25 protein-coding genes are annotated in these 25,580 nt (G+C 54.3%); 10 read left to right on the top strand and 15 right to left on the bottom strand.

Going from position 1 to position 25,580, the window contains the following annotated elements:
- Positions 1-13: 13 nt before the first annotated feature.
- Together SK38_RS11605 and SK38_RS11600 are read right to left on the bottom strand one after the other, a co-directional pair.
- Entirely contained in the window at positions 14-838 is an 825-nt protein-coding gene (locus tag SK38_RS11605) for a heme/hemin ABC transporter substrate-binding protein (protein WP_048235955.1), read from the bottom strand.
- A gap of 2 nt (positions 839-840) precedes the next feature.
- A complete protein-coding gene (locus tag SK38_RS11600) occupies positions 841-2,985 on the bottom strand; it encodes a TonB-dependent receptor plug domain-containing protein (protein ID WP_048235954.1) in 2,145 nt (714 codons plus the stop codon).
- A gap of 290 nt (positions 2,986-3,275) precedes the next feature.
- On the opposite strand from SK38_RS11600, the gene cueR reads away from it, so the two are divergent.
- Positions 3,276-3,686: a Cu(I)-responsive transcriptional regulator gene (gene cueR / locus SK38_RS11595; RefSeq protein ID WP_008783984.1), complete on the top strand. Its 411-nt coding sequence runs from the start codon at positions 3,276-3,278 to the stop codon at positions 3,684-3,686.
- Here the strand turns inward: cueR and SK38_RS11590 are convergent.
- From SK38_RS11590 to SK38_RS11575, 4 genes are read right to left on the bottom strand one after another with little or no spacing between them, the layout of a single operon-like run.
- Positions 3,683-4,399: a DUF3142 domain-containing protein gene (locus tag SK38_RS11590; RefSeq protein WP_048235953.1), complete on the bottom strand. Its 717-nt coding sequence runs from the start codon at positions 4,397-4,399 to the stop codon at positions 3,683-3,685. The two genes, cueR and SK38_RS11590, sit on opposite strands and share 4 nt — an antisense overlap.
- Positions 4,369-6,513, bottom strand: coding sequence for a PA5441 family protein (locus SK38_RS11585; RefSeq protein ID WP_048235952.1), 2,145 nt, complete (start codon positions 6,511-6,513; stop codon positions 4,369-4,371). The genes SK38_RS11590 and SK38_RS11585 overlap by 31 nt, the downstream gene beginning before the upstream one ends.
- Positions 6,514-6,532: 19 nt before the next feature.
- On the bottom strand, positions 6,533-6,991 hold the full coding sequence (locus tag SK38_RS11580; protein WP_048235951.1) for an NfeD family protein: 459 nt from the start codon (positions 6,989-6,991) through the stop codon (positions 6,533-6,535).
- Positions 6,988-7,905: an SPFH domain-containing protein gene (locus SK38_RS11575; protein WP_003831073.1), complete on the bottom strand. Its 918-nt coding sequence runs from the start codon at positions 7,903-7,905 to the stop codon at positions 6,988-6,990. The genes SK38_RS11580 and SK38_RS11575 overlap by 4 nt, the downstream gene beginning before the upstream one ends.
- A 133-nt stretch (positions 7,906-8,038) precedes the next feature.
- On the opposite strand from SK38_RS11575, the gene fetA reads away from it, so the two are divergent.
- On the top strand, positions 8,039-8,716 hold the full coding sequence (gene fetA / locus SK38_RS11570; protein WP_048235950.1) for an iron efflux ABC transporter ATP-binding subunit FetA: 678 nt from the start codon (positions 8,039-8,041) through the stop codon (positions 8,714-8,716).
- A complete protein-coding gene (gene fetB / locus SK38_RS11565) occupies positions 8,703-9,482 on the top strand; it encodes an iron efflux ABC transporter permease subunit FetB (protein WP_003831075.1) in 780 nt (259 codons plus the stop codon). The genes fetA and fetB overlap by 14 nt, the downstream gene beginning before the upstream one ends.
- A gap of 105 nt (positions 9,483-9,587) precedes the next feature.
- On the opposite strand, the gene SK38_RS11560 is transcribed toward fetB, so the two are convergent.
- From SK38_RS11560 to tesA, 3 genes are read right to left on the bottom strand one after another with little or no spacing between them, the layout of a single operon-like run.
- Entirely contained in the window at positions 9,588-10,442 is an 855-nt protein-coding gene (locus SK38_RS11560; RefSeq protein WP_032942575.1) for a co-chaperone YbbN, read from the bottom strand.
- 58 nt (positions 10,443-10,500) lie between these two features.
- Positions 10,501-11,271 (bottom strand): SDR family oxidoreductase, encoded by a 771-nt coding sequence (locus SK38_RS11555; RefSeq protein ID WP_044699402.1) that lies wholly within the window; start codon positions 11,269-11,271, stop codon positions 10,501-10,503.
- 28 nt (positions 11,272-11,299) lie between these two features.
- Positions 11,300-11,926, bottom strand: a complete 627-nt coding sequence (gene tesA, locus SK38_RS11550; RefSeq protein ID WP_003021850.1) for a multifunctional acyl-CoA thioesterase I/protease I/lysophospholipase L1 — start codon at positions 11,924-11,926, stop codon at positions 11,300-11,302.
- Here tesA and ybbA point away from each other — a divergent pair.
- The 6 genes from ybbA (at position 11,894) to SK38_RS11520 (ending at position 19,134) form a co-directional block, all read left to right on the top strand.
- Positions 11,894-12,580, top strand: a complete 687-nt coding sequence (gene ybbA, locus SK38_RS11545; protein ID WP_008783992.1) for a putative ABC transporter ATP-binding protein YbbA — start codon at positions 11,894-11,896, stop codon at positions 12,578-12,580. The two genes, tesA and ybbA, sit on opposite strands and share 33 nt — an antisense overlap.
- On the top strand, positions 12,577-14,991 hold the full coding sequence (gene ybbP, locus SK38_RS11540) for a putative ABC transporter permease subunit YbbP (RefSeq protein WP_048235949.1): 2,415 nt from the start codon (positions 12,577-12,579) through the stop codon (positions 14,989-14,991). The genes ybbA and ybbP overlap by 4 nt, the downstream gene beginning before the upstream one ends.
- A 186-nt stretch (positions 14,992-15,177) precedes the next feature.
- Positions 15,178-16,311, top strand: coding sequence for a porin (locus SK38_RS11535; RefSeq protein WP_008783995.1), 1,134 nt, complete (start codon positions 15,178-15,180; stop codon positions 16,309-16,311).
- 260 nt (positions 16,312-16,571) lie between these two features.
- A complete protein-coding gene (locus tag SK38_RS11530; protein WP_048214765.1) occupies positions 16,572-17,402 on the top strand; it encodes a MetQ/NlpA family ABC transporter substrate-binding protein in 831 nt (276 codons plus the stop codon).
- Positions 17,403-17,465: 63 nt separating this feature from the next.
- Positions 17,466-18,482 carry a virulence-associated ABC transporter ATP-binding protein SfbB gene (gene sfbB, locus SK38_RS11525; RefSeq protein ID WP_032942581.1) on the top strand — a complete coding sequence of 339 codons (1,017 nt, stop codon included), beginning with the start codon at positions 17,466-17,468 and terminating at the stop codon, positions 18,480-18,482.
- Positions 18,475-19,134, top strand: coding sequence for a methionine ABC transporter permease (locus SK38_RS11520; protein WP_003831085.1), 660 nt, complete (start codon positions 18,475-18,477; stop codon positions 19,132-19,134). Before sfbB ends, SK38_RS11520 begins: the two co-directional genes overlap by 8 nt.
- On the opposite strand, the gene mnmH is transcribed toward SK38_RS11520, so the two are convergent.
- The 5 genes from mnmH to ppiB form a co-directional block, all read right to left on the bottom strand.
- A complete protein-coding gene (mnmH, locus tag SK38_RS11515; RefSeq protein ID WP_048235948.1) occupies positions 19,135-20,220 on the bottom strand; it encodes a tRNA 2-selenouridine(34) synthase MnmH in 1,086 nt (361 codons plus the stop codon).
- A 96-nt stretch (positions 20,221-20,316) separates the two neighbouring features.
- Positions 20,317-21,384 (bottom strand): 5-(carboxyamino)imidazole ribonucleotide synthase, encoded by a 1,068-nt coding sequence (gene purK, locus SK38_RS11510; RefSeq protein ID WP_048235947.1) that lies wholly within the window; start codon positions 21,382-21,384, stop codon positions 20,317-20,319.
- The gene (gene purE, locus SK38_RS11505; RefSeq protein ID WP_003831107.1) at positions 21,381-21,890 is read right to left on the bottom strand and encodes a 5-(carboxyamino)imidazole ribonucleotide mutase; all 510 of its coding nucleotides are present in this window, start codon (positions 21,888-21,890) and stop codon (positions 21,381-21,383) included. Before purE ends, purK begins: the two co-directional genes overlap by 4 nt.
- 238 nt (positions 21,891-22,128) lie before the next feature.
- Positions 22,129-22,851, bottom strand: coding sequence for a UDP-2,3-diacylglucosamine diphosphatase (lpxH, locus tag SK38_RS11500; protein ID WP_048235946.1), 723 nt, complete (start codon positions 22,849-22,851; stop codon positions 22,129-22,131).
- A gap of 2 nt (positions 22,852-22,853) precedes the next feature.
- Complete coding sequence (gene ppiB, locus SK38_RS11495) at positions 22,854-23,348, bottom strand: peptidylprolyl isomerase B (RefSeq protein ID WP_003021875.1); 495 nt, start codon at positions 23,346-23,348, stop codon at positions 22,854-22,856.
- A gap of 173 nt (positions 23,349-23,521) precedes the next feature.
- On the opposite strand from ppiB, the gene cysS reads away from it, so the two are divergent.
- Positions 23,522-24,907 carry a cysteine--tRNA ligase gene (cysS, locus tag SK38_RS11490; protein WP_048235945.1) on the top strand — a complete coding sequence of 462 codons (1,386 nt, stop codon included), beginning with the start codon at positions 23,522-23,524 and terminating at the stop codon, positions 24,905-24,907.
- A 77-nt stretch (positions 24,908-24,984) separates the two neighbouring features.
- On the opposite strand, the gene SK38_RS11485 is transcribed toward cysS, so the two are convergent.
- The gene (locus SK38_RS11485) at positions 24,985-25,509 is read right to left on the bottom strand and encodes a metal-dependent hydrolase (protein ID WP_048235944.1); all 525 of its coding nucleotides are present in this window, start codon (positions 25,507-25,509) and stop codon (positions 24,985-24,987) included.
- Between the last annotated feature and the right edge of the window lie 71 nt (positions 25,510-25,580).

The following is a 25,580-nucleotide window of genomic DNA, read 5'->3' as shown; positions in this document are numbered from 1 at the left end:
TTAATAAATCCAGTTAGTGAGGCCAGAATTGCTGGTGTAGGGCTTCAACCGCATCGGCGACGCGTGGTCCCATTCCCAGAATCAGCGCCTGGTCTACCGCCACAATGCGCTGGTTTTTCCAGGCCGCAGTGTGGGTAATACCGGCAATCGCGTTCAGGCGAGCCAGACCGCCATCGACCATTTGCGACGTCACCACGATCACCTCCGGGTTGGCGGCGATCAGTGACTCCGCGCTGTAGCTTTTATACTGCGCATGGGTGGCGACATTTTGTGCGCCTGCGAGGGTCATAATGGCATCGGCAACGCTGCCTTTTCCGGCGATCTGAGGTGCGCTGCCGCCAGCAGAGAGAATGAACATGGCTTTGACCGGCGCGTTTTTCGCCGCCACGCTGTGCTTAATACGCTCCAGACGTTGCTGCAGGCGATTGACTAGCGCCTCACCTTTGTCAGGAATGTGCAGTGTTGTAGCCAGTTCTCGAATGTTGGCGTACATCTGTTCGACGGTGGCCGGTACGCGCGGCAACGTCACGACGTTAACCTTTTGCGCCCGCAACTGATCCAACACGATTTGGGGACCTGCATCCTGCCAGGTGATAAAGCTGTCTGGATGGAGCGACAAAATGCCCTCGCTGCTTAACTGCTTCCAGTAGCCGATATGCGGGAGTGCGGCAGTTTCGGGCGGATACGAGGTGGTTTCATCAACGCCAACCACCCGGTTGCCGACGCCCATGGCGTATACCAGTTCACTAAGCGAGCCGCCCGCCACCACCAGGCGGTCGGCGGACTGGGCACTGAAAACGCAGGCGAGGCTCAGTAAGCCAATCATGAGTTTTTTCATCGTCAGAAATTCCACGCAAAGCCAACGGCGGCATTGAAACCAGCATCTGGAATAGATTCATGTGCGGTTCTGTAACGCTTATCGGTCAGGTTGTTGAGCGCGAGGTTGACCTGATACTGGTCCTGCGGACCGAACTCGGTGTTGAATGCGAGGTTAAGTGTGGCCCAGCCTGGGTAGTTGATTTCCGTGGTGCCGGTACTATCTTTAGCGCTGGACGCCGCGCGGATAAAGGCATCGGACGTCACGTTAGCGACATTCATCAACCAAGTATGTTTCAGGCCGACACGCCCGGTCAGCGTGGGTTCGCCGGTATCCCAGGTTTTTAGGGTATTGCCTTCGTACTGACGGCGAATGAGATTACCGCTCAGGTAAGGTGAAACCGCCCAGCCGTTGTATTCTGCGGTGAGTTCCATGCCCCAGGTTTTGGCCCGATCGATGTTTTCGTAGTAGTAATAGCCGCCCCGTGAAGAGGTGGTATTACCGCTGCAAACGGGTTGGCCTGAACAGGCCAGGCTGGCGATATAGTCTTTGGCTTCGGAGTAATAAATGGCGCCGTCAATCAGCCACATATTCCCTTTATACCGTGCGCCCAGCTCATAGTTATTCGAGTGTTCCGCCTTCAGGTTTGGGTTGCCGTAGGTCACGCTTCCGCCTGCGGACGTCTGCATAAACAGCTGAGTCAGCGTGGGGAAAACATAGCCCTGGGCATATGCTGCCCGGAGTTCAAGATCTTTAAAACCGGAATAGCGTAGGCTGGTTGAGGTCACCAGTTCATCATCGTGTACTGAATTTCCCCCGGTGGAATGCCAGGTGCTGCCGCTGCTTTGCAGGGTTTGCGTATCGTTGCGATTGAGCTTCGAAGACAGCCAGTACTGGCGTGCGCCTACGGTCCAGGTCCAGTCATCGGCAAAGCGCCAGTCGTTTTGCGCGAACAATGAGGTGTTGCTTTGCTCCGCTTCGTTGTATGACAGGGTGCGGGTTTGCGTATCGAAGAAGCCGGTAGCTGCGGTCTGGCGCGTACTGCCGTCCGTGTCCTGTTTGATTTTGTCATGCTGATATTGAGTGCCAATCACCAGCTCGTTGTTCGCGGGAAGGGCGAAATTGCCCTGCAGCGTTACCCCCTGGGTATACTGTTTGTCGTTGGTATTGGTTTGATTGTTTATCGTCAGCGCTTTAATCGCCGGGCTGGGGATTACCTGAGTCGTTTTGACCCGGTTTTCAAATTTGCGCTCTATTGTCTGGGTGTATGCGTCAACATGGATTTTCTTCAGGTAATCCCCGCCAGCCGCGTAGTCGTAGAAAAGACCGATTTTCTCGCGTTCCAGCTTAGGTATTTTGACGCTAAAGTCGTCGAACTGGCCCTCTGGATCGTCAAACCAGGTTTGAGTAGACAGTTTGTAACGATCGAGGGAGAGTCCGATTTTATGGCGATCGAAATTGTAGCCAAGCCACACGCCCTGGCCGTTATTACGGAAATTGGTGTCGGGCAATCTCCCGTCAGGCGTATCGCGGTCCCCCTGGTCGGAATAGCTGCCATTGATGCGGTAGTCAAAGTTTCCGATGCTGCCCCAGGCTGCTGCTGATTCTTCCCATCCTGCCGTTGCCGAGTTATAAACGGCCTTAACGCTGCCGCCGAGAGGCTTATCGCCGCCTTTTTTCGTAATAAAGTTTACGACACCGCCAATCGCCTGCGAACCGTAAAGGACAGAGTAGGGGCCTTTTACTACTTCAATCCGTTCCAGCGCGGATTCGTCAATCAGCAAACCGGCCCCGTAGTTTTGCCCGGCGCGCTGGTAGCTGACAACCTGGCCGTCGATCAAAATCAGCACCCGCGAAGAGGCTTCGCCACGGATACGAATTTGTTTCCGGCCAGCGAGGGCGTTATCGGTGACTTCGACGCCGGGAATATCTTGTAAATCATCAGCAATAGAAACGCTGGTGGAGTTTTGCAGCGTCTGGCGATCGATAACCTGAATAGTTGCCGGGCTATCCCAGAGACTACTTTCAGAGCGGTTAGCCGTGACGATCACCGTATCATCGTCGGGCGCTGAAGCGTGTGTTGTAGAGGTAGCTGCAGAAGCAGCGCCGGACATGCATAATGTCAGGGCTGAAAGAATAAATGGCCTTTGGTTAATCCGTGGCAACATAAGAGAACCTTTATTAAATGTAAATGATCATCATTATCATTCGCATTTGTATATAAAAATGTGTCCCTTTGTTCAATATGAAAGATGCATAACCAATATATCTTTTGATTTGAGTCAATTTTGTACGGTCAATAAATACTGAAATGTGATCTGTATCGGGTATAACAATGTGAATAGAAAGGATTTATTCATCTCTTTGTCGGCTTATAATGTGCAGATTTCTCGGGTAAATGATTACGGCAATCTGGGCTATAATGTGGCTCAGCACCAACAAGCACCGCGGGGGAAATGTGAATATTAGCGATGTTGCGAAAAAAACCGGTTTAACCAGCAAAGCCATTCGCTTTTATGAAGAGAAAGGACTGGTGACGCCGCCGCTGCGTAGTGACAATGGCTATCGCACTTACAACCAACAGCATCTGAATGAACTGACGTTGCTGCGTCAGGCGCGGCAGGTTGGATTTAATCTGGAAGAATGCGGCGAGCTGGTAAACCTGTTTAACGATCCGGCGCGTCACAGCGCGGATGTGAAAAAGCGCACCCTGGAAAAGGTGGCGGATATTGAGCGGCATATCAGTGAGCTGCAGGCCATGCGCTTGCATTTACTGGCGCTGGCGGACAGTTGCCCGGGTGATGACAGCGCTGAATGTCCGATTATGGATAATCTCTCCGGCTGCTGCCATCACAAAGCGAAGGCTTAACGGCGAGAAGGATTAAGCATAAACACCACCGTACCGCGGTACCACGGAGATTTCTCAAGCTGCGCTTCAGCCAGTGGATCTCGGCTACCGTTTTGCACCAGTCCCAGCTTAAATGGAATGCGCAGGCGGCTCAGCGCGGGTAGATACGCCTGATAATTCGTCACCGTGCGACGCCCCTGATAGCTTTGCACCACCAGTTCATCGACCGCCAACGCGTTCAGCGTAGCGACGTCGCCCGTTTTTGCCCAATCCAGTAGTCCGGTTACCCCTAGCGCAAACTCGGCCGGGAGCTGTTGGCGCAGTTGCTGCAGAAAGCGGGCGTAGTCGGTCAGTTGATGGGTCGCTGCGTCAAAATCAACCTGCAGGCCGACGACGTTATTCCCGGCGGTCTGCCAGCGCTGCATCAACCGTATGATACGCGCCGGGATCTCTTCCGGTACGTCGAGGGTTGTAAAGCGTACAGTCAGCCAGATTGAGGGAAAAGACAGACGACTGACCGGCAGTCCGAGGCGCTGGAACACCACGTTACCGGAACGAACCAGTACCTCGCCCTGGTGCAGATAAACCGTTTGCGCGTCTTTCAGCTCGTAACTGGCTTTCACCCCAGACCACAGCCAGAAGGCTGAATGTTCACGGGCGGCGACGATATCCGCCGCCTGTGCCTGGCCGAGAAGCAGTGCGGTTACCAGTAATATTTGAGTTTTTGCGCCCACGGGCTTCCCGGATACTGCGTTTTCAGTTGGGTGAACCAGCCCTTACGCTGCAATTTGTCCACGTCTTCTCCGCCACATTCGTTAGCGCCTGATGGCGCATAGCACATGATGGCGCGATACAGCGCGAAGCTCTTATCTTCGACTTCCGCGGTGGGTGAGGTGATTACCTGCTGGTAGTAGCTCTGTCTGTCGAACTGGCCGAACGGTTTCTTACGCGAAATAGCTGATTCAAGCACGTCGTTGCCAGCGCTGTTTTTCCACAGGTCGACATGTGTTTGCGTGGTGCGGAAGAATTCGCCAAGGCAGTTCAGCGCGTGAGCATCATCCGCTTTTTTGCTCAATACCGTTACCGTTTCATTGAGGCTGCGGCACGTATAACCCGCCTGCGCCGTGTCGCCATTCCAGTCGAATATGCTCAGGTTAACGTCAGCAAACGCTTCGCCAATGACCGGTGATGTAATCGCGCTGGCCAGTTTTCTGTCAGTAAGCCAGTCGCTAAAACGATTCTCTGTAAGATCCCGCACCAGCAGCGTATGCAACGCAATGGTACGCTCTTCGTTATTCGGGCCATGAACGGCCTGCTGGCGCAGCAGTTCTGGCGTGGCCTGCGTTTTCAGCACCTGCGAGCGAAAGCGCAGGTTGGTCACCGCGCTATTCGGTGCGAAAACTGCCGCCACGTCGCCGCTATATACCAGCGTCGCAGTGAGCTTAGCCTGCACATATTGCTGCTGTTCGTTATCCTGGCTGAGTTTTAACAACTGCTGCCAAAAATCGCGCGCCTCGGCCCATTTCTTCTGGCCCATCAACGCTTCGCCGTACAGCACCTGTTCGCTGAAGGTGAGGGTATCGTGAGCGGCAAGTTTCTGCGCTGGCGTAACTGCCTGAATAATTGCCGCATAGTTGCCCGTTGCCAGCCACAGATTCAGTTGCAGATCGCGCCATAGCGGCAGTTTTTGGCTCTGTTCAAACACCGGTTTGCTGGCGTCGAGCTGTGCCTGCGTCAGCGTGGGTTTGCTGTTGTTATCCAGGCGCAGCGCGCGTAGCAGTTCGATGTAGCTGACTCGCGGCGCGTCGGGGAAGGCCTCAACGACGGACTGGTCGTAGAACGCCATGCCATAGACATTATCGTATTCGATGACATTTTCGCGCAGTTGCCGTGCGTCAGCCGACTGCTTTAGCGTCTGTTCATACAACCCGGCCAGCTGCGGCCATGACTGTAAATACCAGTTGATGCGACGCAACATGCCTCGTGAAGAGTCAGCGTAGAGTCCTTGGGGAAAACGCTGCAGATAGGCCTGCGCCAACTCTTGAGCCTGAGTGGCATCCTCGCGATTAATTTTCGCAATATCAAAATCGCCGTACTCGCCCACGCTGTTCTGACTGCTCTTGTTCAACGCCGTGCGCATCAGCATGTATTGCGCGGTCTCTGCCAGCCACGGACGGTCGCTTGTAGCAAGCTGAGTGAAATCCCGTTCGGCACTGGCATAATCACCGGCATAGAAACTGGCGGCTGCTGCCAGATAGCTTTTATAGGGCAGAGCTTGAGAATCTGCCGGGAAGGTGGCAAGAGAAGACTCAATTTGCTCGCGGGTTGCTCCGGAAAGCAGTCCTGTACGCGCCTGGGCTAAGGCCTGACGCTGTTCCGCTGTTAATGTGGAATCGGCCAAGAGCGCGGCAAAAAAGGCGCTAACGCTCTCGGCGTTATTCGAAACATGACGGTTCTCTAGCTCAGCGTCATTGATGTTTATTTCGTCGGCGCTAATGTTCAGCTCGGCCATCTGTCGGGAGAGAGGGCTGTCCGCGGCGGATGCCTGAGCTGCCGCTGTTTGCGGGGCAGCCTCATCCCATTGCGGGTGATAGGCAAAATAGAAATCGCGGGAGCGAGTGATGTCTGCGGGCATCGACTGCACGGGCAGAGCAAATGATTTTTCCTGGCTCAGCAGCCGCAGCAGGTTGTCGCGGCTGTCGTTTTCAGGGTTAAAGGTCGGCGTTCCCTTCAGCAGGCAGCTGTCGTCGCTCCATTTGCAGTCTTCCATATCGAACGAAGCGAATGCCTGCGGGGCGGCGGTCAGCAATGTGCAAAGGGCAAAGGCAAGGGGTGTCTTCCTGACCATAGTCTTATTTCCTGTCTTTTTAGTGTGATACCGCTTTTATAATCAGGGTGATTCCCTCAACGGCAATGACTTCAACCTGCGTTCCGGCGCTCAAATCGTCACGGGCGCTAACGGGCCAGGAACTGTCGCCGACGCGCATATGTCCGCGACCATTGACCAGGTTAGTTTCCAGAGTAAATCGACGGCCAACTAACTGTTGTCCACGTTGGTTAAGATGGCTATCGGCCGGCTGCTGTTCCTGAACGCGTCTTGCCAGCCACTTCCACCACAGCCAGGCCGCCAGCAGGGTGAGGGCAGCGAACATTGCCCCCTGCCACGCCCAGTCTAGTGGAACGAGCCAGATGACCAGACCGGTAATCACCGCTGCCACGCCGCTCCACAGCAGATAGCCGTTGCCGCCCAGCATCTCGGCGGCCAGTAACAGACCACCGAGGCTGAGCCAGAAGATATGCGGGTGCACCAGAATCATCGCTATCATGATTTTTTCCGCTCGCTGGCGCTGTCCTTAACCAGTTCGGCGATCCCGGCAATGGAACCCATCAGGCTGCTGGCATCCAGCGGCATCATCACCACTTTGCTGTTATTCGACGAGCCGATATGCTGCAGCGCTTCGGTGTATTTCTGAGCCACGAAGTAGTTCACGGCCTGAATATCCCCGGCGGCAATGGCTTCAGACACCATCTGTGTTGCGCGGGCTTCTGCTTCTGCGGAACGTTCACGCGCTTCAGCCTGTAAAAATGCGGACTGACGTTCACCTTCCGCGATGAGGATTTTCGACTGCTTCTCACCTTCGGCCTTAACGATTTCTGCCTGACGGATCCCTTCGGCTTCAAGAATGTAGGCGCGCTTGGTACGTTCGGCTTTCATTTGCGCGTTCATGGCGTCGATAAGTTCTGCCGGAGGACGCACGTCGCGGATCTCAATACGGGTGATTTTGATGCCCCAGGGATTGGTGGCCTCATCAACGATATGCAGCAGGCGCGTGTTGATGTTGTCGCGCTGGGAGAGCATTTCATCGAGCTCCATCGAGCCGAGAACAGTACGAATGTTGGTCATGGTCAGGTTGATGATCGCCAGTTCCAGGTTGCTGACTTCATACGCGGCTTTCGGCGCGTCGATCACCTGAATGAAGCACACAGCATCAATCGAGACGTTGGCGTTATCTTTGGAGATGACTTCCTGAGAGGGGATATCAAGCACCTGTTCCATCATATTGATCTTACGACCAATGCGGTCCATGAACGGTACAACAAGGCTTAAACCCGGTTGCAGGGTTTTGGTGTAACGACCAAAACGCTCTACCGTCCACTGATATCCCTGCGGGACGATTTTGACGCCTGCGCCGACGATCACCAGCGCGACAAAAATAAGAATAGGAATAAAAATGAGCATTGATGAAACCTCCTGTTGTGCTGTCCTTTACTGCCTCATTAGTCAAATTATACCCGATTTATCAAGGTGGGCTCCCCTATAATAAATTACAGGGATAGACTATCTGCACGAAAGATGTAAAAAGGGATTAGTAATGGAAGAAAGCAGCATTCTGCTTCAGTTAAAAAATGTCGCGTGGCAGGCAGGGGCGACGCAGGTTCTTAATAACATCTGTTTTGATCTCCGCGCCGGAGAATTTAAGCTGATTACCGGCCAGTCCGGCTGCGGTAAAAGCACGTTACTCAAGATTGTGGCGTCGTTAATAAGTCCGACTGGTGGTGAGATTCTCTTTGAGGGTAAAGAGATAAATACCCTCAAGCCGGAAACGTATCGCCAGCAGGTCTCTTATTGCGCGCAAACGCCCGCTTTGTTTGGTGACACCGTTTACGACAATCTCATTTTCCCCTGGCAAATTCGCGACAAACGTCCGGATCCGGATGTGTTTCTGGCCGATCTGGCCCGCTTTGAGTTACCCGAGACGATCCTCAAAAAAAATATCAATGAGCTATCCGGCGGCGAAAAGCAGCGCGTCTCGTTAATTCGTAATTTGCAGTTTCTGCCGAAAATTCTGCTGCTTGATGAAATCACCAGCGCGCTGGATGAATCCAACAAGCGTAATGTGAACGAATTAATTCACCACTATGTTCGCGATAAGAATATTGCTGTGCTGTGGGTGACGCATGACAAAGATGAAATTGATCATGCGGATAACGTCATAACCCTTCAACCGCACGCCGGTGAAATGCAGGAAGTAAGTAATGAACGAGCATAATATTACCAATGAATCCCTGGCGTTAGCGATGATGCTGGTGGTGGTCGCGATACTGATCAGCAACAAAGAAAAGCTGGCGCTGGAAAAAGATATTCTCTGGAGCGTTTGCCGGGCAGTGGTTCAGCTTATTATCGTGGGCTACGTGCTGAAATATATTTTCGGCGTCAACCATAGCATTCTGACCTTATTGATGGTGCTGTTTATCTGCTTTAACGCGGCCTATAACGCGCAAAAACGCAGTAAATATATTGATAAAGCTTTTCTCTCGTCGTTTATTGCTATTACGGTGGGAGCGGGGCTAACGCTTTCGGTACTGGTTCTTTCAGGCTCTATCGAGTTCACGCCGATGCAGGTCATCCCGATCTCCGGCATGATTGCAGGCAATGCGATGGTGGCGGTGGGGCTGTGTTACAACAATTTGGGGCAGAGGTTTAACAGCGAGCAGCAGCAAATTCAGGAAAAACTCAGCCTCGGCGCAACGCCGAAGGTGGCTTCTGCACCGCTTATTCGCGACAGCATTCGCGCCTCGCTGATCCCGACGATTGATTCAGCGAAGACCGTGGGGCTGGTGAGTTTACCGGGAATGATGTCAGGATTGATCTTTGCAGGTATTGACCCGGTAAAAGCGATTAAGTATCAGATTATGGTGACGTTTATGCTGCTATCAACCGCCAGTCTGTCGACCATTATCGCCTGCTACTTAACCTATCGAAAATTCTATAATTCGCGCCACCAATTAGTGGTAACGCATTTGAAGAAGACGTGATGTGATGCCGTATGGCGGCTACCGCCATATCCGGCCGACGGGAATGAGGTGTTGGTTGTGTTTGTAGGCCCGATAAGCGTAGCGCCATCGGGCATGATGAACCAATTAGTACAACAGCGCGTACAGCTGGCGGCGATACTTCGAGGCCAGCGCATCACCGGTACCCAGTGCGGCAAGGATCTCCTGGAAAGTCTTACGTGCCTGACCATCGGCAGCCGTAAGATCTTTCTTCAGGTGGCTGAACAGTAATTCCAGCGATTCCTCGTTACGTCCGACCTGGTGCAATTGAATAGCCAACTGCGTTGCCAGCGCCGCATCCTGTGGATTGCTGGCGACCTGCTGCTGCAACTGTTGGATTTCCGGTGTATCAGCGGCCTGCTTCAGTAATTCGATCTGTGCGATAAGCCCTTGATAGCGGGTGTCCTGATCCTGCAACGGAATGGTTTTCAGCACCGCTTCGGCTTCGTCAGAACGGTTCAGGGCGATTTGCGTTTCCGCCAGCAGCAGACCGATTTCGCTGCTCTGGTTGGAGATCTGCCAGGCTTCTTTCAGCAGCGGCAGCGCATCCGCGTGATTACCGGCTTCGATGAATTCGATAGCCTGGCGTGCTTTCAGCTCTTCTTCGCTCGGCAGCACTTTCTCCAGCAGCGCGCGAATAACCTCTTCCGGTTGCGGGCCCTGGAATCCATCTACCGGCTGACCGTTCTGGAACAGATAAACCGTAGGGATCGCGCGCAGACCAAACTGGGAGGCGATCATCTGCTCGGCGTCGCAGTCCAGCTTAGCGAGAATAAACTGACCGTTATACTGGGCGGCAAGGTTCTCCAGCACCGGCGTTAATTGCAGACAATGCTGGCTGCGCTCAGACCAAAAATAGAACAGGACCGGCGTGGTCATCGACTGTTCGAGGGTCTGCTGTAGGTTCGATTCGTTAATGTTAACAATATTCTGTGTGGACATGGAGTTACTCTCTTTTGTCGATTTCTTGTTACATGGGGGCTGACGCGCGAGCTTCAACTCAACCCTGTAAAATTTTGTCCATTATGCGGCCTGGCAACAGGCGTTTAAGCAGCATCACTGCCCAGGTCACCAGCGTAACCGGATAACGTAGCTTTGGTTTATCGCTCTCAAACGCGTGACGCACTTTGGCGACAACCGCTTCTGGTCCCAGCGTAAAACGCGCGGCAATGCCGGGATTTTCAACGGGAGCATCGCTCTGGGTCTGGTTGACGTTTTCGGTAAAGCGGGTACGGATGGGGCCAGGTTCAATCAGGCTGATCTTAATCCCGCTGTGGCGCAGTTCCATACGCAGTGCGTCGGACCAGGCTTCCAGTGCATATTTGCTGGCGGCATAGGCGCCGCGTCCCGGCGTTGAGATCAATCCCATTACCGAGGAGGTCATCACGATGCGCCCTTCGCCGTGGGGTAACATGGCAGGTAACAGGCGCATGGTAAGCTGATGTGCGCCAAAGAAGTTGGCGGAAAACTGCTGTTCCATCTGTTCACGGCTGATGGTGGGCAGTGGACCATAGACACCGTATCCGGCGTTGTTAAAGATCCCATATAAACGATTATCGGTCAGGGCGATCACTTCGTCGGCGGCGCGATCCACGCTCTCGGGTGAATCCAGATCCAGCAATACGCCGGTGAATCCCATACTGTTCATACGCGCGACATCGTCAGGTTTGCGGCAGCCTGCCAGAATTTGAAAACCCTGGCGCTTTAGCTCAAGCGCGCTTTCCAGACCGATTCCGCTGGAACATCCTGTTATTAAGACCGATTTTTGCATAACTTTACCTGTCAGGATCTCCGTTGTTTTACGAGTCGTGATTTACTAGAGGTGTGAGATGTTGCGCCATCCAGTCGGCGATAAACGGCTGGGCGTCACGGTTAGGATGAATACCATCATCCTGCATCCACTGGGGTTTCAGATAAACCTCTTCCATGAAAAATGGCAGCAGAGGGATATCAAACTCTTTGGCGAGCTTTGGATAAATCGCGCTAAAGGTTTCATTATAACGGCGACCGTAGTTTGCCGGCAGACGAATTTGCATCAGCAGTGGTTCGGCATTTGCCGCTTTCACGTCCTGCAAAATCGTGCGCAGGGTTTGTTCGGTTTGCGCAGGCGCGAAGCCGCGCAGGCCGTCGTTGCCGCCAAGTTCGACCAGCACCCAGCGCGGCTGGTGCTGCTTGAGTAATGCAGGCAGACGGGCCAGGCCCTGCTGCGAGGTGTCGCCGCTAATGCTGGCATTCACCACTGGCGTTTTGGTTTGCCATTTATCATTAAGTAGCGCAGGCCACGCGGCGCTGGCGGACATTCGGTATCCGGCGCTCAGGCTGTCACCCAGAATTAATAACGTGTCCGCTGCGGCGGCGCGGAAAGTTAACAGGACCAGGAACAGGAAAGGCCAATGCCAGCGGAAAACATTGTTGAAGTTCATCATCTTAAGAAATCCGTCGGTCAGGGTGATCATGAGCTATCCATCCTTACCGGAGTTGAACTGGTTGTCAAACGCGCCGAGACCATTGCGTTGATTGGCGAGTCGGGATCGGGGAAATCCACGCTGCTGGCGATTCTCGCCGGGCTTGACGATGGCACCAGCGGTGAAGTCAGCCTGGTGGGGCAGGCGCTGCACACCATGGACGAAGAAGCCCGGGCGCAGCTGCGGGCGCGGCACGTGGGTTTTGTCTTCCAGTCATTCATGTTAATTCCGACCCTCAACGCGCTGGAAAACGTCGAACTGCCCGCGCTGTTGCGCGGCGAAAATAGCGGAAAAAGTCGTGACGGGGCAAAAACGCTGTTGGAACAACTGGGACTGGGAAAACGTCTTGATCATCTTCCGGCCCAGCTTTCCGGCGGGGAGCAGCAGCGCGTGGCGCTGGCGCGAGCGTTTAACGGGCGTCCGGATGTGCTGTTTGCCGATGAGCCGACAGGCAACCTCGATCGCCAGACCGGAGACAAAATAGCCGACCTGCTGTTTTCTCTGAACCGGGAACACGGCACCACCCTGATTCTGGTGACGCATGACCCGCAGTTGGCGGCGCGTTGCGACAGGCGCTTACGTCTGGTGAATGGACAGTTGCAGGAGGAGGCATGATTGCACGCTGGTTCTGGCGCGAATGGCGCTCGCCTTCATTACTGATTGTCTGGCTGGCACTAAGCCTGGCGGTAGCCTGTGTGCTGGCGCTGGGCAATATCAGCGATCGTATGGAAAAAGGGCTGAGCCAGCAAAGCCGTGAGTTTATGGCGGGCGATCGGTCGCTACAAAGTTCGCGTACCGTGCCGAAAGCGTGGATTGACGAGGCGCGACAGCGTGGCCTGAAGGTGGGCGAACAGCTCACCTTTGCCACCATGACTTTTGCCCGGGATACGCCGCAGCTGGCGAACGTCAAAGCGGTAGATGATGTGTATCCGATGTACGGCACGCTGCAAACCAACCCGCCGGGACTGAAACCGCAGCCGGGCTCGGTGCTGCTGGCCCCACGTCTGATGGCGCTACTCAACTTAAAAGTCGGTGATTCCATCGACGTTGGCGATGCCACGCTGCGTATTGCCGGGGAGGTGGTGCAGGAGCCGGACTCTGGTTTTAATCCGTTCCAGATAGCACCGCGTCTGATGATGAACATGGCGGATGTCGAAAAAACGGCGGCGGTCCAGCCGGGAAGCCGCGTGACCTGGCGCTATAAATTTGGCGGGACGCCATCGCAACTGGAAGCCTATGAAAAGTGGCTGCTGCCACAGTTAAAGCCTGAACAGCGCTGGTATGGGCTGGAGCAGGATGAAGGGGCGCTGGGGAAATCACTTGAGCGTTCGCAACAGTTCTTGCTGCTTTCGGCGCTGTTAACGCTGTTGCTGGCGGTCGCCGCGGTTGCCGTGGCTATGAGCCATTATTGCCGCAGCCGTTACGATCTGGTGGCTATTCTGAAAACGCTCGGTGCGGGCAGAGCGCAACTGCGCAGGCTGATTGTTGGTCAATGGCTGATGGTGCTGGCGCTGTCTGGCGTGACCGGCGGACTATTCGGACTGTTATTCGAGCGCGTGCTGGTGCTGCTGCTCAAGCCGGTTCTGCCTGGAGAACTACCGCCTGCCAGCCCCTGGCCGTGGTTATGGGCACTAGGCACCATGACGGTGATTTCGCTATTGGTGGGGTTACGCCCTTACCGCCTGCTGCTGGCAACGCAGCCGCTGCGGGTGCTGCGCCGTGACGTGGTGGCAAACGTCTGGCCCCTGAAGTTTTATTTGCCGGTGGTCGTGATAGTCGTGATTGCACTGCTTGCTGGACTGATGGGCGGAAGTCCACTGCTGTGGGCGGTACTGGCTGGTGCGGTGGTACTGGCGCTGTTGTGCGGGGTGCTCGGCTGGATGCTGCTCAACGTGCTGCGTGGTCTGACGCTCTCCTCACTGCCGCTGCGTTTGGCGGTCAGTCGACTGTTACGCCAGCCGTGGTCAACGCTCAGCCAGCTATCGGCATTTTCGCTTTCCTTTATGCTGCTGGCGTTGTTACTGGTGCTGCGCGGCGATCTGCTCGACCGCTGGCAGCAGCAAATGCCGCCGGAAAGTCCGAACTATTATCTGATTAACATTGCCACCGAGCAGGTGGTTCCGCTGAAGGCTTTCCTGTCCGAGCATCAGGTGATCCCGGAATCGTTCTATCCGATTGTGCGGGCGCGTCTGACGGAGATCAATGAGAAGCCGACCGAAGGCAATCAGGATGAGGCGCTGAACCGCGAGCTTAACCTGACCTGGCAGGATACCCGACCGGATCATAACCCGATAACCGCCGGAAGTTGGCCGCCAAAAGCGGGCGAAGTGTCGATGGAAGAGGGGTTAGCGAAACGGCTGAACGTCAAACTCGGCGATCGGGTGACTTTTATGGGCGATACCCAGGATTTCAGCGCCACGGTCAGCAGTCTGCGCAAAGTGGACTGGGAAAGCCTGCGGCCCAACTTCTTCTTTATCTTCCCCTCCGGCGCGCTGGATGCTCAGCCGCAAAGCTGGTTAACCAGCTTTCGCTGGGAGAACGGCAACGGCATGTTGACGCAGCTTAACCGCGAATTCCCGACCATCAGCCTGCTGGATATTGGCGCCATCCTCAAACAGGTGAGCCAGGTGCTGGATCAGGTGAGCCGCGCACTGGAGGTGATGGTGGTACTGGTCACCGCCTGTGGCATGCTGCTGCTATTGGCGCAGGTTCAGGTGGGGATGCGTCAACGTCATCAGGAGTTGGTGGTCTGGCGCACGCTGGGAGCCGGTAAGAAGCTGCTGCGTACCACGCTGTGGTGCGAGTTCGCCATGCTCGGGATGGTTGCCGGACTGGTGGCGGCCATCGGTGCGGAAACAGCGTTGGCGGTACTGCAAACCAAAGTGTTTGATTTCCCGTGGGAGCCAGACTGGCGACTGTGGGTAGTATTACCATTTAGTGGAGCATTGCTGCTCTCTTTATGCGGCGGATGGCTCGGTTCACGTCTGCTAAAAGGTAAAGCGCTGTTCCGTCAGTTCAGTAGTTAATTCATATTCGTGATGATTACGCACCGGTTTTAAAATCGGTGCGTCTTTTTTTCTATGTAGCACAAATTGATAACTCCTTGATATTTAACAGCACAGAACAATAAAAACCCAACAACACGAGAGTATTAATAAACGTTAATATTTGTGTGCTGAATAATTGGCAGGCTATCTATCAAGGTATAAATAATGACTATAAAAAAAACAGCGCTGGCGGTATCGATCGGCGCAGCAGTGGCATTAACGACTTTCGCTTCACAGGCGGAAATCACGGTCCTGAAACAAGATCCGCAGGCGGGCAACCCGCTGAGCCGTCTTAACTTCACCGTCGGCGGCAGTATTCGTCCGCAGTTCCAGAATATGGCCGGTGACGATGGTAAGAATGGCTACAAACGTAATGGCTTCGATGGCGGTACACGTTTCCGCTTTGCCGCTGACTACTATCTGTTTGATGATATTAGTTGGGTGAGCTACTACGAGCTGGGCGTTAACTTCCCGGCGATGTTCAACTGGGATAACCACTACGCTGACGGTGCCAACGATACCACGCGTCGTATGTTGTACACTGGTCTGAAGAGTGCAACCTGGGGTACGCTGACCTTCGGTCAACAAAACAGCATTTACTATGATGTAGTCGGTGCGAAAACGGATATCTGGGACTACGACATGATCGGTCAGGCGCCAGGTAACGGTATCAATGGCGACTATGATGGTTCCTATCGTACGCGCAAATCTCTGAAGTATAAGAATACCGTTGGTGATGTGGATCTCTACGCCTCTTATCTGTTCAGTGATGATTACAATCCGAACAACGGTCTGCGCTACAAGCGTAAAGGCGGCGGCTCACTGGGTGTGGATTATCACATTACCGATGACCTGACCTGGGGTACGGCGTGGAACTACACTCGCGCGGAAATGCGTGGCAACACCAGCAAAACCTACGATCAAAACATCGTCGGTACCGCGCTGAGCTGGAAACCGGACAACTGGACCTTCTCGATGGGCGGCGGTTGGTATCAAAACTTCATGACCACCAAAAAAGTCTCTGTTAACGACTACTTTGCCGGTGACGCCTGGGGTCTGGAATACTTCGCCGGTTACACCTTCCCGGTGGGTCAATATGCGCTGAAATCCGTTCAGCCTTACTTTATGGGCGACCGTATTGAGTACGTGAATGGCCGTAACTACCTGCGTACCGACAACGGCGTAGGGATCAGCTTCCAGCTGGATTACGGTTTCCGTGTTGATTACGAACACGTCTTTACCTCCAGCACCGACAATCTGGGTGACATGAACCTGGTTCGTCTGCGTTACGACTTCTAATCGACGCCTGCCGCCCGATATGCTTGCGTTTATCGGGCCTAAGAAAGCTGTTGTAGGCCGGATAAGGCACTTGTGCCGACATCCGGCTTTTTCATACCTTCTCACATTTAAAAACATACTCTGCAACATCATGAAATAATTTCAAGGACAGCGGGTTGTGATCTGTGTCATGTTAGAAATCTGCCTGTTATCAGGCCAACGAGAACAACGCCGCATGAACGGCGTGAGACATGACACCACAACGTTAAAATGGAGAAAATATGGGATTGCGTCAGAGTTTACGCGTCGCGACCGGGGCGCTGTTACTGGCCTGCGGCTTACAATTTGCTCATGCGAACAGTGACCCGCACACAATCGTGTTTGGCGTCGCGCCTGGGCCATACGGTGATATGGTGAAACAGGCCATTGCCCCCACGCTGAAAGAGAAAGGCTATAAGGTAGTGGTGCGCGAATTCAGCGATTACGTGCAGCCAAACATGGCGCTCTCCAACGGTAGCATTGATGCTAACCTGTTCCAGCATTCGCTCTATTTTGACAAATTCACCGCCGATAAAGGCCTGAAGCTGAGCAAGCTGATTGTGGTCCCGACGGCCGGGATGGGGTTTTACTCACATAAAATCAAAAGCCTGGATGAGTTGAAAAAAGGGGATGTGATCACGCTTTCCAACGATCCCACCAACCTGGCTCGCGGTCTGCGTTTTCTGCAGTCTATTGGCCTTATCACCATCAAAGACAATATTGATCCAACGAAAGCCTCCGAGCGCGATATCGCCAGCAATCCCAAAGGGCTGGTGTTTAAACCGCTGGAAGCGGCACAGCTGCCGCGCACTTTGGACGGTGTGACCGGCGCGCTGGTCAACGGTAACTTTGCCGTGGCGGCAAAACTGGATCTTTCCAGCGCCATCAAGCAAGAGCACCTGGACGAAAATCTGAAAAATATCATCGCGGTACGCAGTGAAGATGCGGATAAACCGTTCGCGAAAGATATTGTTGAGGCGGTGAAATCTCCGGCATATCGCGCGGTGATCGACGATCCGCAAAATATCTACAGCGCCTTCCAGAAACCGGAATGGATGTCGACAGCCCAATAATCGCTGCGCACAAGGGTTAACAGGGGCAGCGACGACTGCCCTTTTCGCATTTCTGAGGTGGCTATGATTGAGATTGAGAAAGTTTGCGTGGATTTTAGCGCAGGCCGTGGACCATCAACCCGGGCGGTTGATGACGTTAGCTTGCGCATTGGCGCAGGTGAGATATTTGGCATTGTCGGGACCAGCGGCGCGGGGAAAAGTACGCTGCTGCGCACCCTGAACGCCTTAACGCGTCCGAGCCAGGGAAGCGTGAAGGTGAACGGCGTAGAAATTTCCGCGCTGGAAGGGGGGCATCTACGTAAAGCACGTCAGCGTATCGGTATGATTTTTCAACATTTTAACCTGATGCATACCCGTACCGTGGCGCAAAACGTCGCCTTTAGTCTGAAGGCTGCCGGATGGGAGCGCAGTAAAATTGGTCCGCGCGTGAGCGAAATCCTGGCGCTGGTGGGGCTGTCCGACAAGGCGAACCGCTTTCCGGTTCAGCTCAGCGGTGGGCAAAAGCAGCGTGTGGGTATTGCCCGCGCGATTGCCAATCACCCGGATGTGCTGCTGTGTGATGAACCTACCTCGGCGCTGGACCTCGAAACCTCAGCCACGATTCTGGCGTTGCTTAAGCAGATCAACCAACAGTTGGGGATCACGATCGTGCTGATCACTCACGAGATGAACGTGATCAAATCGATTTGCGATCGCGTGGCGGTAATGTCCGGCGGCAAGGTGGTGGAGTCTGGTGAGGTGTTTGACGTTTTTGCTCACCCGCAGCACGCGTTCACGCAGCAGCTGGTGTCGCATACCCTCAATTTGACGCTGCCCGAGCGTCTGCGCCAGCATCTGCCTGGTCAGTTGCTAAAAATTCTGTTCATCGGCGATTCGGCGGAACAGCCGGTGTTGTCAGAAGTCGCGGTTAAATTTGGCGTGGCGGTGAACATTCTGCACGGCAAAATTGAATATATTGGCGAACGTGCGCTGGGGATTCTGGTCGTGCAACTGACCGCGCCGCATAACCCTTCAGCGGTGGAAGTCGCCGTGGAACATATTCGTCAACGTACTGCACAGGTGGAGGTGATTCGTGGATGATTTATTGCCTGATTTGACGCTGGCGTTTAATGAAACTTTCCAGATGCTGAGCATCTCTACGGTGCTGGCAATTATTGGTGGTCTGCCGCTCGGTTTTCTGATTTTCGTCACCGATCGGCATTTATTCTGGCAAAACCGTTTTGTGTATCTGCTCAGCTCCGTGCTGGTGAATATCATTCGTTCGGTACCGTTTGTGATCCTGCTGGTTCTGCTGCTGCCGCTAACCCAGTTTTTGCTCGGGAATACCATTGGCCCTATTGCGGCGTCGGTCCCGCTCTCGGTGGCGGCAATCGCTTTCTATGCCCGTCTGGTTGATAGCGCGTTACGTGAAGTCGATAAAGGCATTATTGAAGCGGCGGAAGCGTTTGGCGCCAGCCCGATGCGCATCATCTGCACCGTTCTGTTACCTGAAGCGAGCGCGGGTCTGCTGCGTGGGTTGACTATAACGCTGGTGAGTCTGATCGGTTACTCCGCGATGGCCGGGATCGTTGGCGGCGGTGGAGTCGGCGACCTGGCGATTCGCTTTGGTTATTACCGCTACGAAACCCAGGTCATGATCGTCACCGTGGTGGCGCTGATTATTTTGGTGCAGGTTGTTCAGGTGCTGGGTGACTGGCTGGCAAAACGCGCAGATAAGCGCGACAGACACTGATCACTGTGCGTTAAGCCACTCGGCAACGTCCTGCCATGTGCCGCGAAAAACGATTTTCGCGGCTTTCTTTTCCAGCTGATAACGATACATCGGGTCGTAATACTCATTGAGCAACGGCACCAGCCAGCCCATATGGGCGTCGGTGCTGCCCGTTGCCTGCTGTTCGCGCAGAGCCTCGTCGAGCAGGGTGGTCAGCTCGGCAAAACGTTGTAAACCCAGACGACGGCGGATAGCAAACAGGCCGTGGTGCAGATACTCGCTGTACTCCTGCCAGCCCTGGCTCTCGCCATAAGCGTGGGTAAAATCGTGGTGCATCTTCACGAAATACTCTTCGCGTAGTCGCTCCAGACGACGCTCAAAAGGATCGTCCACCACCGCAATTGATGCCTGGGTCATGCGCTCGCGCAGGCATTCGGGCAGATGATTAGCCCCGATCATGCGGCCTTCATCTTCCAGTACCCACAGACGTAAATCCTGACGGCTATCGGTTTTGAGCATTTCAACCGCCAGCAGGTTTTCAAAACTCGCCTGACTCAATTGAGGTTCAACGGTGCGCCCAAACGAGGAGCCGCGATGGTGCGCCAGACCTTCGAGATCCACACCGTTTGGCTGCTGTTGCACCAGCTGCGTTTTACCGTTCCCGGTACAGCCGCCAATTAAGACGATCGGCTTTTGCACTAATTCTTCAGTCAGCTGTATCACTGCCTGGCGCAGGGCTTTGTAACCGCCTTTAATCAGCGGATAGTCAATGCCGGACTCATGCAGCCACTGCTGCACAATATGCGAACGCTGACCGCCACGCGCGCAGCATAAATAGCCTGCAGGATTTTGACGGCAGGCGTCCTGCCAGGCCTGCATTCTCTGTTGGCGGGTTTCACCCGAGACCAGTTGATGACCAAGCGCAAGGGCAGCTTCAGGTCCTTGGCGTTTGTAACAGGTCCCGACGGCGGCACGTTCGTCATCGTTCATTAAGGGAAGGTTGATTGCGCCCGGCATTGCGCCTTGCTGAAATTCGACGGGGGCGCGTACATCGATTAAAGGCGTACCGGCGAGCAAAATTGCGCGGTAGTCCGTTCCATCGTTCATGTTTGATCCTGAAAATACAAAACAGCAATGGAGGGGATTTTACGCGCCAGAGGAGGGGCCGGGGAAGGATAAAATCAACTCCCCGGCATTATTGGCTTATTTCAGCTTTGACTGCGCCCAGATAATACCGCTGGCATATTCCGGCGGCAGCAGGGGGATAAGCGCTTCCAGCGTTGCGCTAAGGCGCGCGGTATCGCTGTCGCTCAGATTCAGGTGACCCACCTTACGCCCTTCACGCACCTCTTTGTCATACCAGTGCAGATGCACCAGCGGCAGCTTCAGCCAGTCGTAGTTCAGGTCGCTACCAATCAGGTTTACCATCACCGAAGGGTGGTTCACCACCGGCGTCGGTAATGGCAGGTTGGTAATGGCACGTAGATGCAACTCAAACTGGCTGATGCTGGCGCCGTTTTGCGTCCAGTGGCCACTGTTGTGCACGCGCGGAGCCAGTTCGTTAATCAGCAGACCTTCCGGGGTGATGAAACACTCCATCGCCATCACGCCGACATAGCCCAGCTCCTTCATGATGGCAGAGAGCATTGCTTCGGCCTGTTCCTGCTGTCTGGCGTTAGCCTGCGGGAATACCACGCTGGTGCGCAGAATGCCGTCCTGATGCAGGTTATGGGTCAGCGGATAGAAAACGGTGCTGCCGTCGTGCGCACGAGCGCCAACCAGTGAGACTTCACCGGAGAAATTGATTCCCCGCTCGACGATGCACTCGCCGTAGCAGTCGTCCGGCAGTTGCTCAGTTTCATTTGCGCGCAAGCGCCACTGTCCACGTCCATCGTAGCCGCCGACGCGACGTTTCACGATCGCCAGCTCGCCAAGTTTGTCGAATACCGCAGACCATTCGCTTTTATCTGCCAGCAGCTGCCACGGCGCGGTCGCCAGACCGAGCTTGTCAAAAAGCTGCTTTTGCGTCAGACGGTCGGCAATAATCGGGAAGACGTCGCGGTTAACAAACGCCGGGTGGCGTGCCAGTTCGCGGGTGAGTGCCGTTTCCGGCCAGCGCTCAATCTCAGCGGTGATCACGCTTTGCTGAAAAGGGACCGCAGCCGGTTCAGCGTCCAGCCCGACGGGCCAGACCGCTATGCCCAGTGGCTCACCGGCCTGGCGCAGCATGCGCCCTAGCTGTCCGTTGCCAAGTACGCAGACCTGCTTCATGCGACACCTCGCGGGTCCGGGTTCTCCAGCACCTCATCGGTTTGCGCTTTGCGCCAGTCGTTCAGACGCTGGTGTAATGCTTTGTCGTGTGTTGCCAGAATTTGTGCTGCCAGCAGGGCCGCATTTGCCGCACCCGCTTTGCCGATCGCCAGCGTGCCGACCGGAATACCGCGCGGCATTTGAACGATAGAGTAGAGGCTATCTACGCCGCTCAGCGCTGCGCTTTGCACCGGAACACCGAGGACAGGCACCAGCGTTTTCGCCGCAATCATGCCAGGCAAATGCGCTGCGCCACCGGCCCCGGCAATAATCACCTGATAGCCGTTCTCTTCAGCGCTTTCGGCGAAGCTAAACAGTTTGTCTGGGGTGCGGTGGGCGGAGACGACTTCAACATGATGCGGAACGTCCAGGATTTCGAAGATTTCGGCGGCGAACTGCATGGTAGCCCAGTCGCTTTTGGACCCCATCACGATGGCGACACGCGCCGGATTATTGCGGGAAGACATGCGTCTGAAAACTCCTGTGGTGCACTACACTCGACTTTTGAGGCCACAGAGAATAGCATAATTCACCGCCAAGGAAAACGATTGCGCGCTTTGCACTTCACTCTTCAAGCTGCCTCTTTGTTGGCTGCATCTGCTCACCCCAGTCACTTACTTTTGTAAGCTCCAGGGAACTCACAGATTTGCCGCTTTGATGCAACTCGAATAGTTTTGTGTAAAGAGGAACTGGGTATCTGCAGAATTAAAACGGAAAGGCGATCAGTTCAACGTCGTCAGGGGTGACTTTGATCATCGAACCTTCGGTGTGCCATGCGCCTAATACCACGCGGAAAGCGGGTTGCTCATTGGCCGTAAGTTTGTGGACGGCAGGGCGGTGGGTATGGCCGTGAATTAACCACTGAACCTGATGTTTTTCCATCTCGCTAATCACGGCCTGCTGATTCACATCCATGATTTCCAGCGATTTGGTGGTGTTGGCTGCTTTGCTGTTGGCACGCATTTTCGCAGCGATTCGCTGGCGAACGAACAGCGGCAGAGCGAGGAACAGCTTCTGTAACCAGGGTTGATGCACTTTGGCGCGAAATGCCTGATAGCCTGCGTCGTCGGTGCATAAGGTGTCGCCATGCATGATCAGCACCTTGCGGCCATACAGGTCGAGCTCTTTTTCTTCGGGAAGCAAGGTCATGCCGCTCGCACGGGCAAAACGTTTACCGAGCAGAAAATCACGGTTACCGTGAATAAAAAAGCAGGGAACGCCGGAATCAGTCAGTGATTTTATCGCCGTGGCCATTTCACGATGCAGCGGATTAGGATCGTCGTCACCAATCCAGGCTTCAAACAGGTCGCCAAGAATATATAGCGCATCGGCCTTTCGCGCATCACCGGCTAAAAAACGCAGAAAACCGGCGGTGATCGCCGGTTCTTCTGTGCAGAGGTGAAGATCTGCAATAAACAGTGTCGCCACGATTACTCGCTGACGGTCACGTTTTCGATGATAACGTCTTCTTTTGGCACATCCTGATGCATACCGCTGCGACCAGTGGAAACGCCTTTGATTTTATCAACCACGTCCATGCCTTCAACAACTTCAGCGAACACGCAGTAACCCCAACCCTGCATGCTTTCGCCGGAGAAGTTCAGGAAGTCGTTGTCTGCAACGTTGATGAAGAACTGTGCGGTTGCAGAGTGCGGAGCCTGAGTACGCGCCATCGCCAGCGTACCACGGGTGTTTTTCAGACCGTTGTTTGCTTCGTTTTTGATCGCTTCTTTCGTGGCTTTTTGCTTCATGCCTGGCTCGAAACCGCCGCCCTGGATCATGAAACCGTTAATAACACGGTGGAAAATGGTGTTGTTGTAAAAACCTTCGCGGCAGTAGTCCAGGAAGTTTTTAACTGTTTCAGGCGCTTTATCATCAAACGTTTTGATTACGATATCGCCGTGATTAGTGTGGAAAGTAACCATTTTTGCATCCTGTTCCGATAGATTGGTGCTTCGACCCCGTCAAGGGTCAGAGTTAGGGGTGTGTTATAGCATAACCGCAAGCTGCGATCACCTCGCAAAGTGTGCTGCTTCCGGTCTAAATTATGGGTATTATACAGACTTTACTATCCACACACGTCTACACGGAATCTTCGATGTTAAAAATCTTTAATACACTGACGCGCCAAAAAGAGGAATTCAAACCTATTCATGCCGGGGAAGTCGGCATGTACGTGTGTGGTATTACCGTTTACGATCTCTGTCATATTGGCCACGGACGTACCTTCGTTTCTTTCGACGTCGTTGCGCGTTATCTGCGCTTCCTCGGCTATAATCTGAAGTATGTGCGCAACATTACCGATATCGATGACAAAATCATCAAACGCGCGAATGAAAACGGCGAAAGCTTTGTGGCGTTGGTCGACAGAATGATCGCGGAAATGCACAGCGATTTCGATGCGCTGAATATTCTGCGCCCGGATCTGGAACCGCGTGCTACGCACCATATCGCTGAAATTATCGAAATCACTGAACAACTGATTGCCAAAGGTCACGCTTACGTTGCCGATAACGGCGACGTGATGTTCGACGTGCCGACTGACCCGAACTACGGCCAGCTGTCGCGCCAGGATCTGGATCAGCTGCAGGCAGGCGCACGCGTTGACGTGGTTGATGTGAAACGCAACCCGATGGACTTCGTGCTGTGGAAAATGTCCAAAGAAGGCGAGCCGAGCTGGCCGTCTCCATGGGGCGCGGGCCGTCCGGGCTGGCACATCGAATGTTCGGCGATGAACTGCAAACAACTGGGCAACCATTTCGATATTCACGGCGGCGGTTCGGACCTGATGTTCCCGCACCATGAAAACGAAATCGCTCAGTCCACCTGTGCACATGACGGTGAGTACGTTAATTACTGGATGCACTCAGGGATGGTGATGGTTGACCGCGAGAAAATGTCCAAATCGCTGGGCAACTTCTTTACCGTTCGCGACGTGCTGAAATACTACGACGCCGAAACCATCCGTTACTTCCTGATGTCCGGTCATTACCGTAGCCAGTTAAACTACAGCGAAGAGAACCTCAAGCAGGCGCGTTCTGCGCTGGAGCGTCTGTATACCGCGCTGCGTGGCACCGACAAATCCGTTGCGCCAGCCGGTGGCGAAGCCTTTGAAGCGCGCTTTATTGAAGCGATGGACGATGACTTCAACACCCCGGAAGCCTACTCCGTGCTGTTTGATATGGCACGTGAGGTTAACCGTCTGAAGGGGGAAGATATGGCGGCGGCTAACGGCATGGCTGCGCATCTGCGTAAGCTTTCCAGCGTACTGGGCCTGCTGGAACAGGATCCAGAAGCGTTCCTGCAAAGTGGTGCGCAGGCGGATGACGGTGAAGTTGCTGAAATTGAAGCGTTAATCCAACAGCGTCTGGATGCCCGTAAGGCGAAAGACTGGGCGGCAGCTGATGCCGCGCGTGACCGTCTCAACGAGATGGGCATCGTGCTGGAAGACGGCCCGCAGGGTACCACCTGGCGTCGTAAGTAACTCTGTAATGCCCGGTGGCGCTTACGCTTACCGGGCCGTGTAGGCCGGATAAGACGCAGCGCGTCGCATCCGGCAGATTAATGTTTCCGATACCACCACAGCACACCCATCATTACGATTCCCGGCAGCCATACCCACATCAACTCCGACATGATCACCTGATGCCCGTACGGTGTGGCATAGCGTGATAGCGCAAACGGGGCGACTTTAATCACCTGCCACGGCGCGAAGAAGCGTTCATCCGACCACGGCCACAGCCAGCCAACGCCTTTGCCGCCGGTAGTGACAGAATCCAGCAGACTGTGCGACAGCAGTGATACCGTCAGGAATAGCCAGCAGCGAATCAATCCCGCCTTAAACCATCGTCGGCCAATCAACACGCAGAGCAGCGGTACCACGAAGGCGAACAGCAGTGAGTGGGTAAAACCGCGGTGACCAAACACGTTGCCGTAGGCGACGCCAAGTTTAAATGACAACACGTCGGCATCTGGCAGCATGGCCAGAACGACGCCAGCAAACAGTAATCGTGGGGGGATGACTTTAAGTCCGAGACCTAAGCCTAAACAGAGCGGAACGGCCGCGTGGGTAACGATAGTGGGCATGATGATCGCTTCGTGTGGAAAAACAACATGCTATCAGTTCACTGTGAAGTGGGGATGAAGTCATTATCTGA

This window comes from Citrobacter sp. MGH110 (assembly GCF_001037515.1).
Lineage (GTDB): Bacteria > Pseudomonadota > Gammaproteobacteria > Enterobacterales > Enterobacteriaceae > Citrobacter > Citrobacter portucalensis.
This window is presented reverse-complemented; position numbering and strand designations above follow the sequence as displayed.

Bases quoted from the DNA above. Each gene is read 5' to 3' on its own strand.
- SK38_RS11605 (WP_048235955.1), bottom strand. From the start codon at position 838: ATGAAAAAACTCATGATTGGCTTACTGAGCCTCGCCTGCGTTTTCAGT.
- SK38_RS11600 (WP_048235954.1), bottom strand. From the start codon at position 2,985: ATGTTGCCACGGATTAACCAAAGGCCATTTATTCTTTCAGCCCTGACA.
- SK38_RS11585 (WP_048235952.1), bottom strand. From the start codon at position 6,513: ATGGTCAGGAAGACACCCCTTGCCTTTGCCCTTTGCACATTGCTGACC.
- SK38_RS11580 (WP_048235951.1), bottom strand. From the start codon at position 6,991: ATGATAGCGATGATTCTGGTGCACCCGCATATCTTCTGGCTCAGCCTC.
- SK38_RS11575 (WP_003831073.1), bottom strand. From the start codon at position 7,905: ATGCTCATTTTTATTCCTATTCTTATTTTTGTCGCGCTGGTGATCGTC.
- fetA (WP_048235950.1), top strand. From the start codon at position 8,039: ATGGAAGAAAGCAGCATTCTGCTTCAGTTAAAAAATGTCGCGTGGCAG.
- fetB (WP_003831075.1), top strand. From the start codon at position 8,703: ATGAACGAGCATAATATTACCAATGAATCCCTGGCGTTAGCGATGATG.
- SK38_RS11560 (WP_032942575.1), bottom strand. From the start codon at position 10,442: ATGTCCACACAGAATATTGTTAACATTAACGAATCGAACCTACAGCAG.
- SK38_RS11555 (WP_044699402.1), bottom strand. From the start codon at position 11,271: ATGCAAAAATCGGTCTTAATAACAGGATGTTCCAGCGGAATCGGTCTG.
- ybbA (WP_008783992.1), top strand. From the start codon at position 11,894: ATGCCAGCGGAAAACATTGTTGAAGTTCATCATCTTAAGAAATCCGTC.
- tesA (WP_003021850.1), bottom strand. From the start codon at position 11,926: ATGATGAACTTCAACAATGTTTTCCGCTGGCATTGGCCTTTCCTGTTC.
- ybbP (WP_048235949.1), top strand. From the start codon at position 12,577: ATGATTGCACGCTGGTTCTGGCGCGAATGGCGCTCGCCTTCATTACTG.
- SK38_RS11535 (WP_008783995.1), top strand. From the start codon at position 15,178: ATGACTATAAAAAAAACAGCGCTGGCGGTATCGATCGGCGCAGCAGTG.
- SK38_RS11530 (WP_048214765.1), top strand. From the start codon at position 16,572: ATGGGATTGCGTCAGAGTTTACGCGTCGCGACCGGGGCGCTGTTACTG.
- sfbB (WP_032942581.1), top strand. From the start codon at position 17,466: ATGATTGAGATTGAGAAAGTTTGCGTGGATTTTAGCGCAGGCCGTGGA.
- mnmH (WP_048235948.1), bottom strand. From the start codon at position 20,220: ATGAACGATGGAACGGACTACCGCGCAATTTTGCTCGCCGGTACGCCT.
- purK (WP_048235947.1), bottom strand. From the start codon at position 21,384: ATGAAGCAGGTCTGCGTACTTGGCAACGGACAGCTAGGGCGCATGCTG.
- purE (WP_003831107.1), bottom strand. From the start codon at position 21,890: ATGTCTTCCCGCAATAATCCGGCGCGTGTCGCCATCGTGATGGGGTCC.
- ppiB (WP_003021875.1), bottom strand. From the start codon at position 23,348: ATGGTTACTTTCCACACTAATCACGGCGATATCGTAATCAAAACGTTT.
- cysS (WP_048235945.1), top strand. From the start codon at position 23,522: ATGTTAAAAATCTTTAATACACTGACGCGCCAAAAAGAGGAATTCAAA.
- SK38_RS11485 (WP_048235944.1), bottom strand. From the start codon at position 25,509: ATGCCCACTATCGTTACCCACGCGGCCGTTCCGCTCTGTTTAGGCTTA.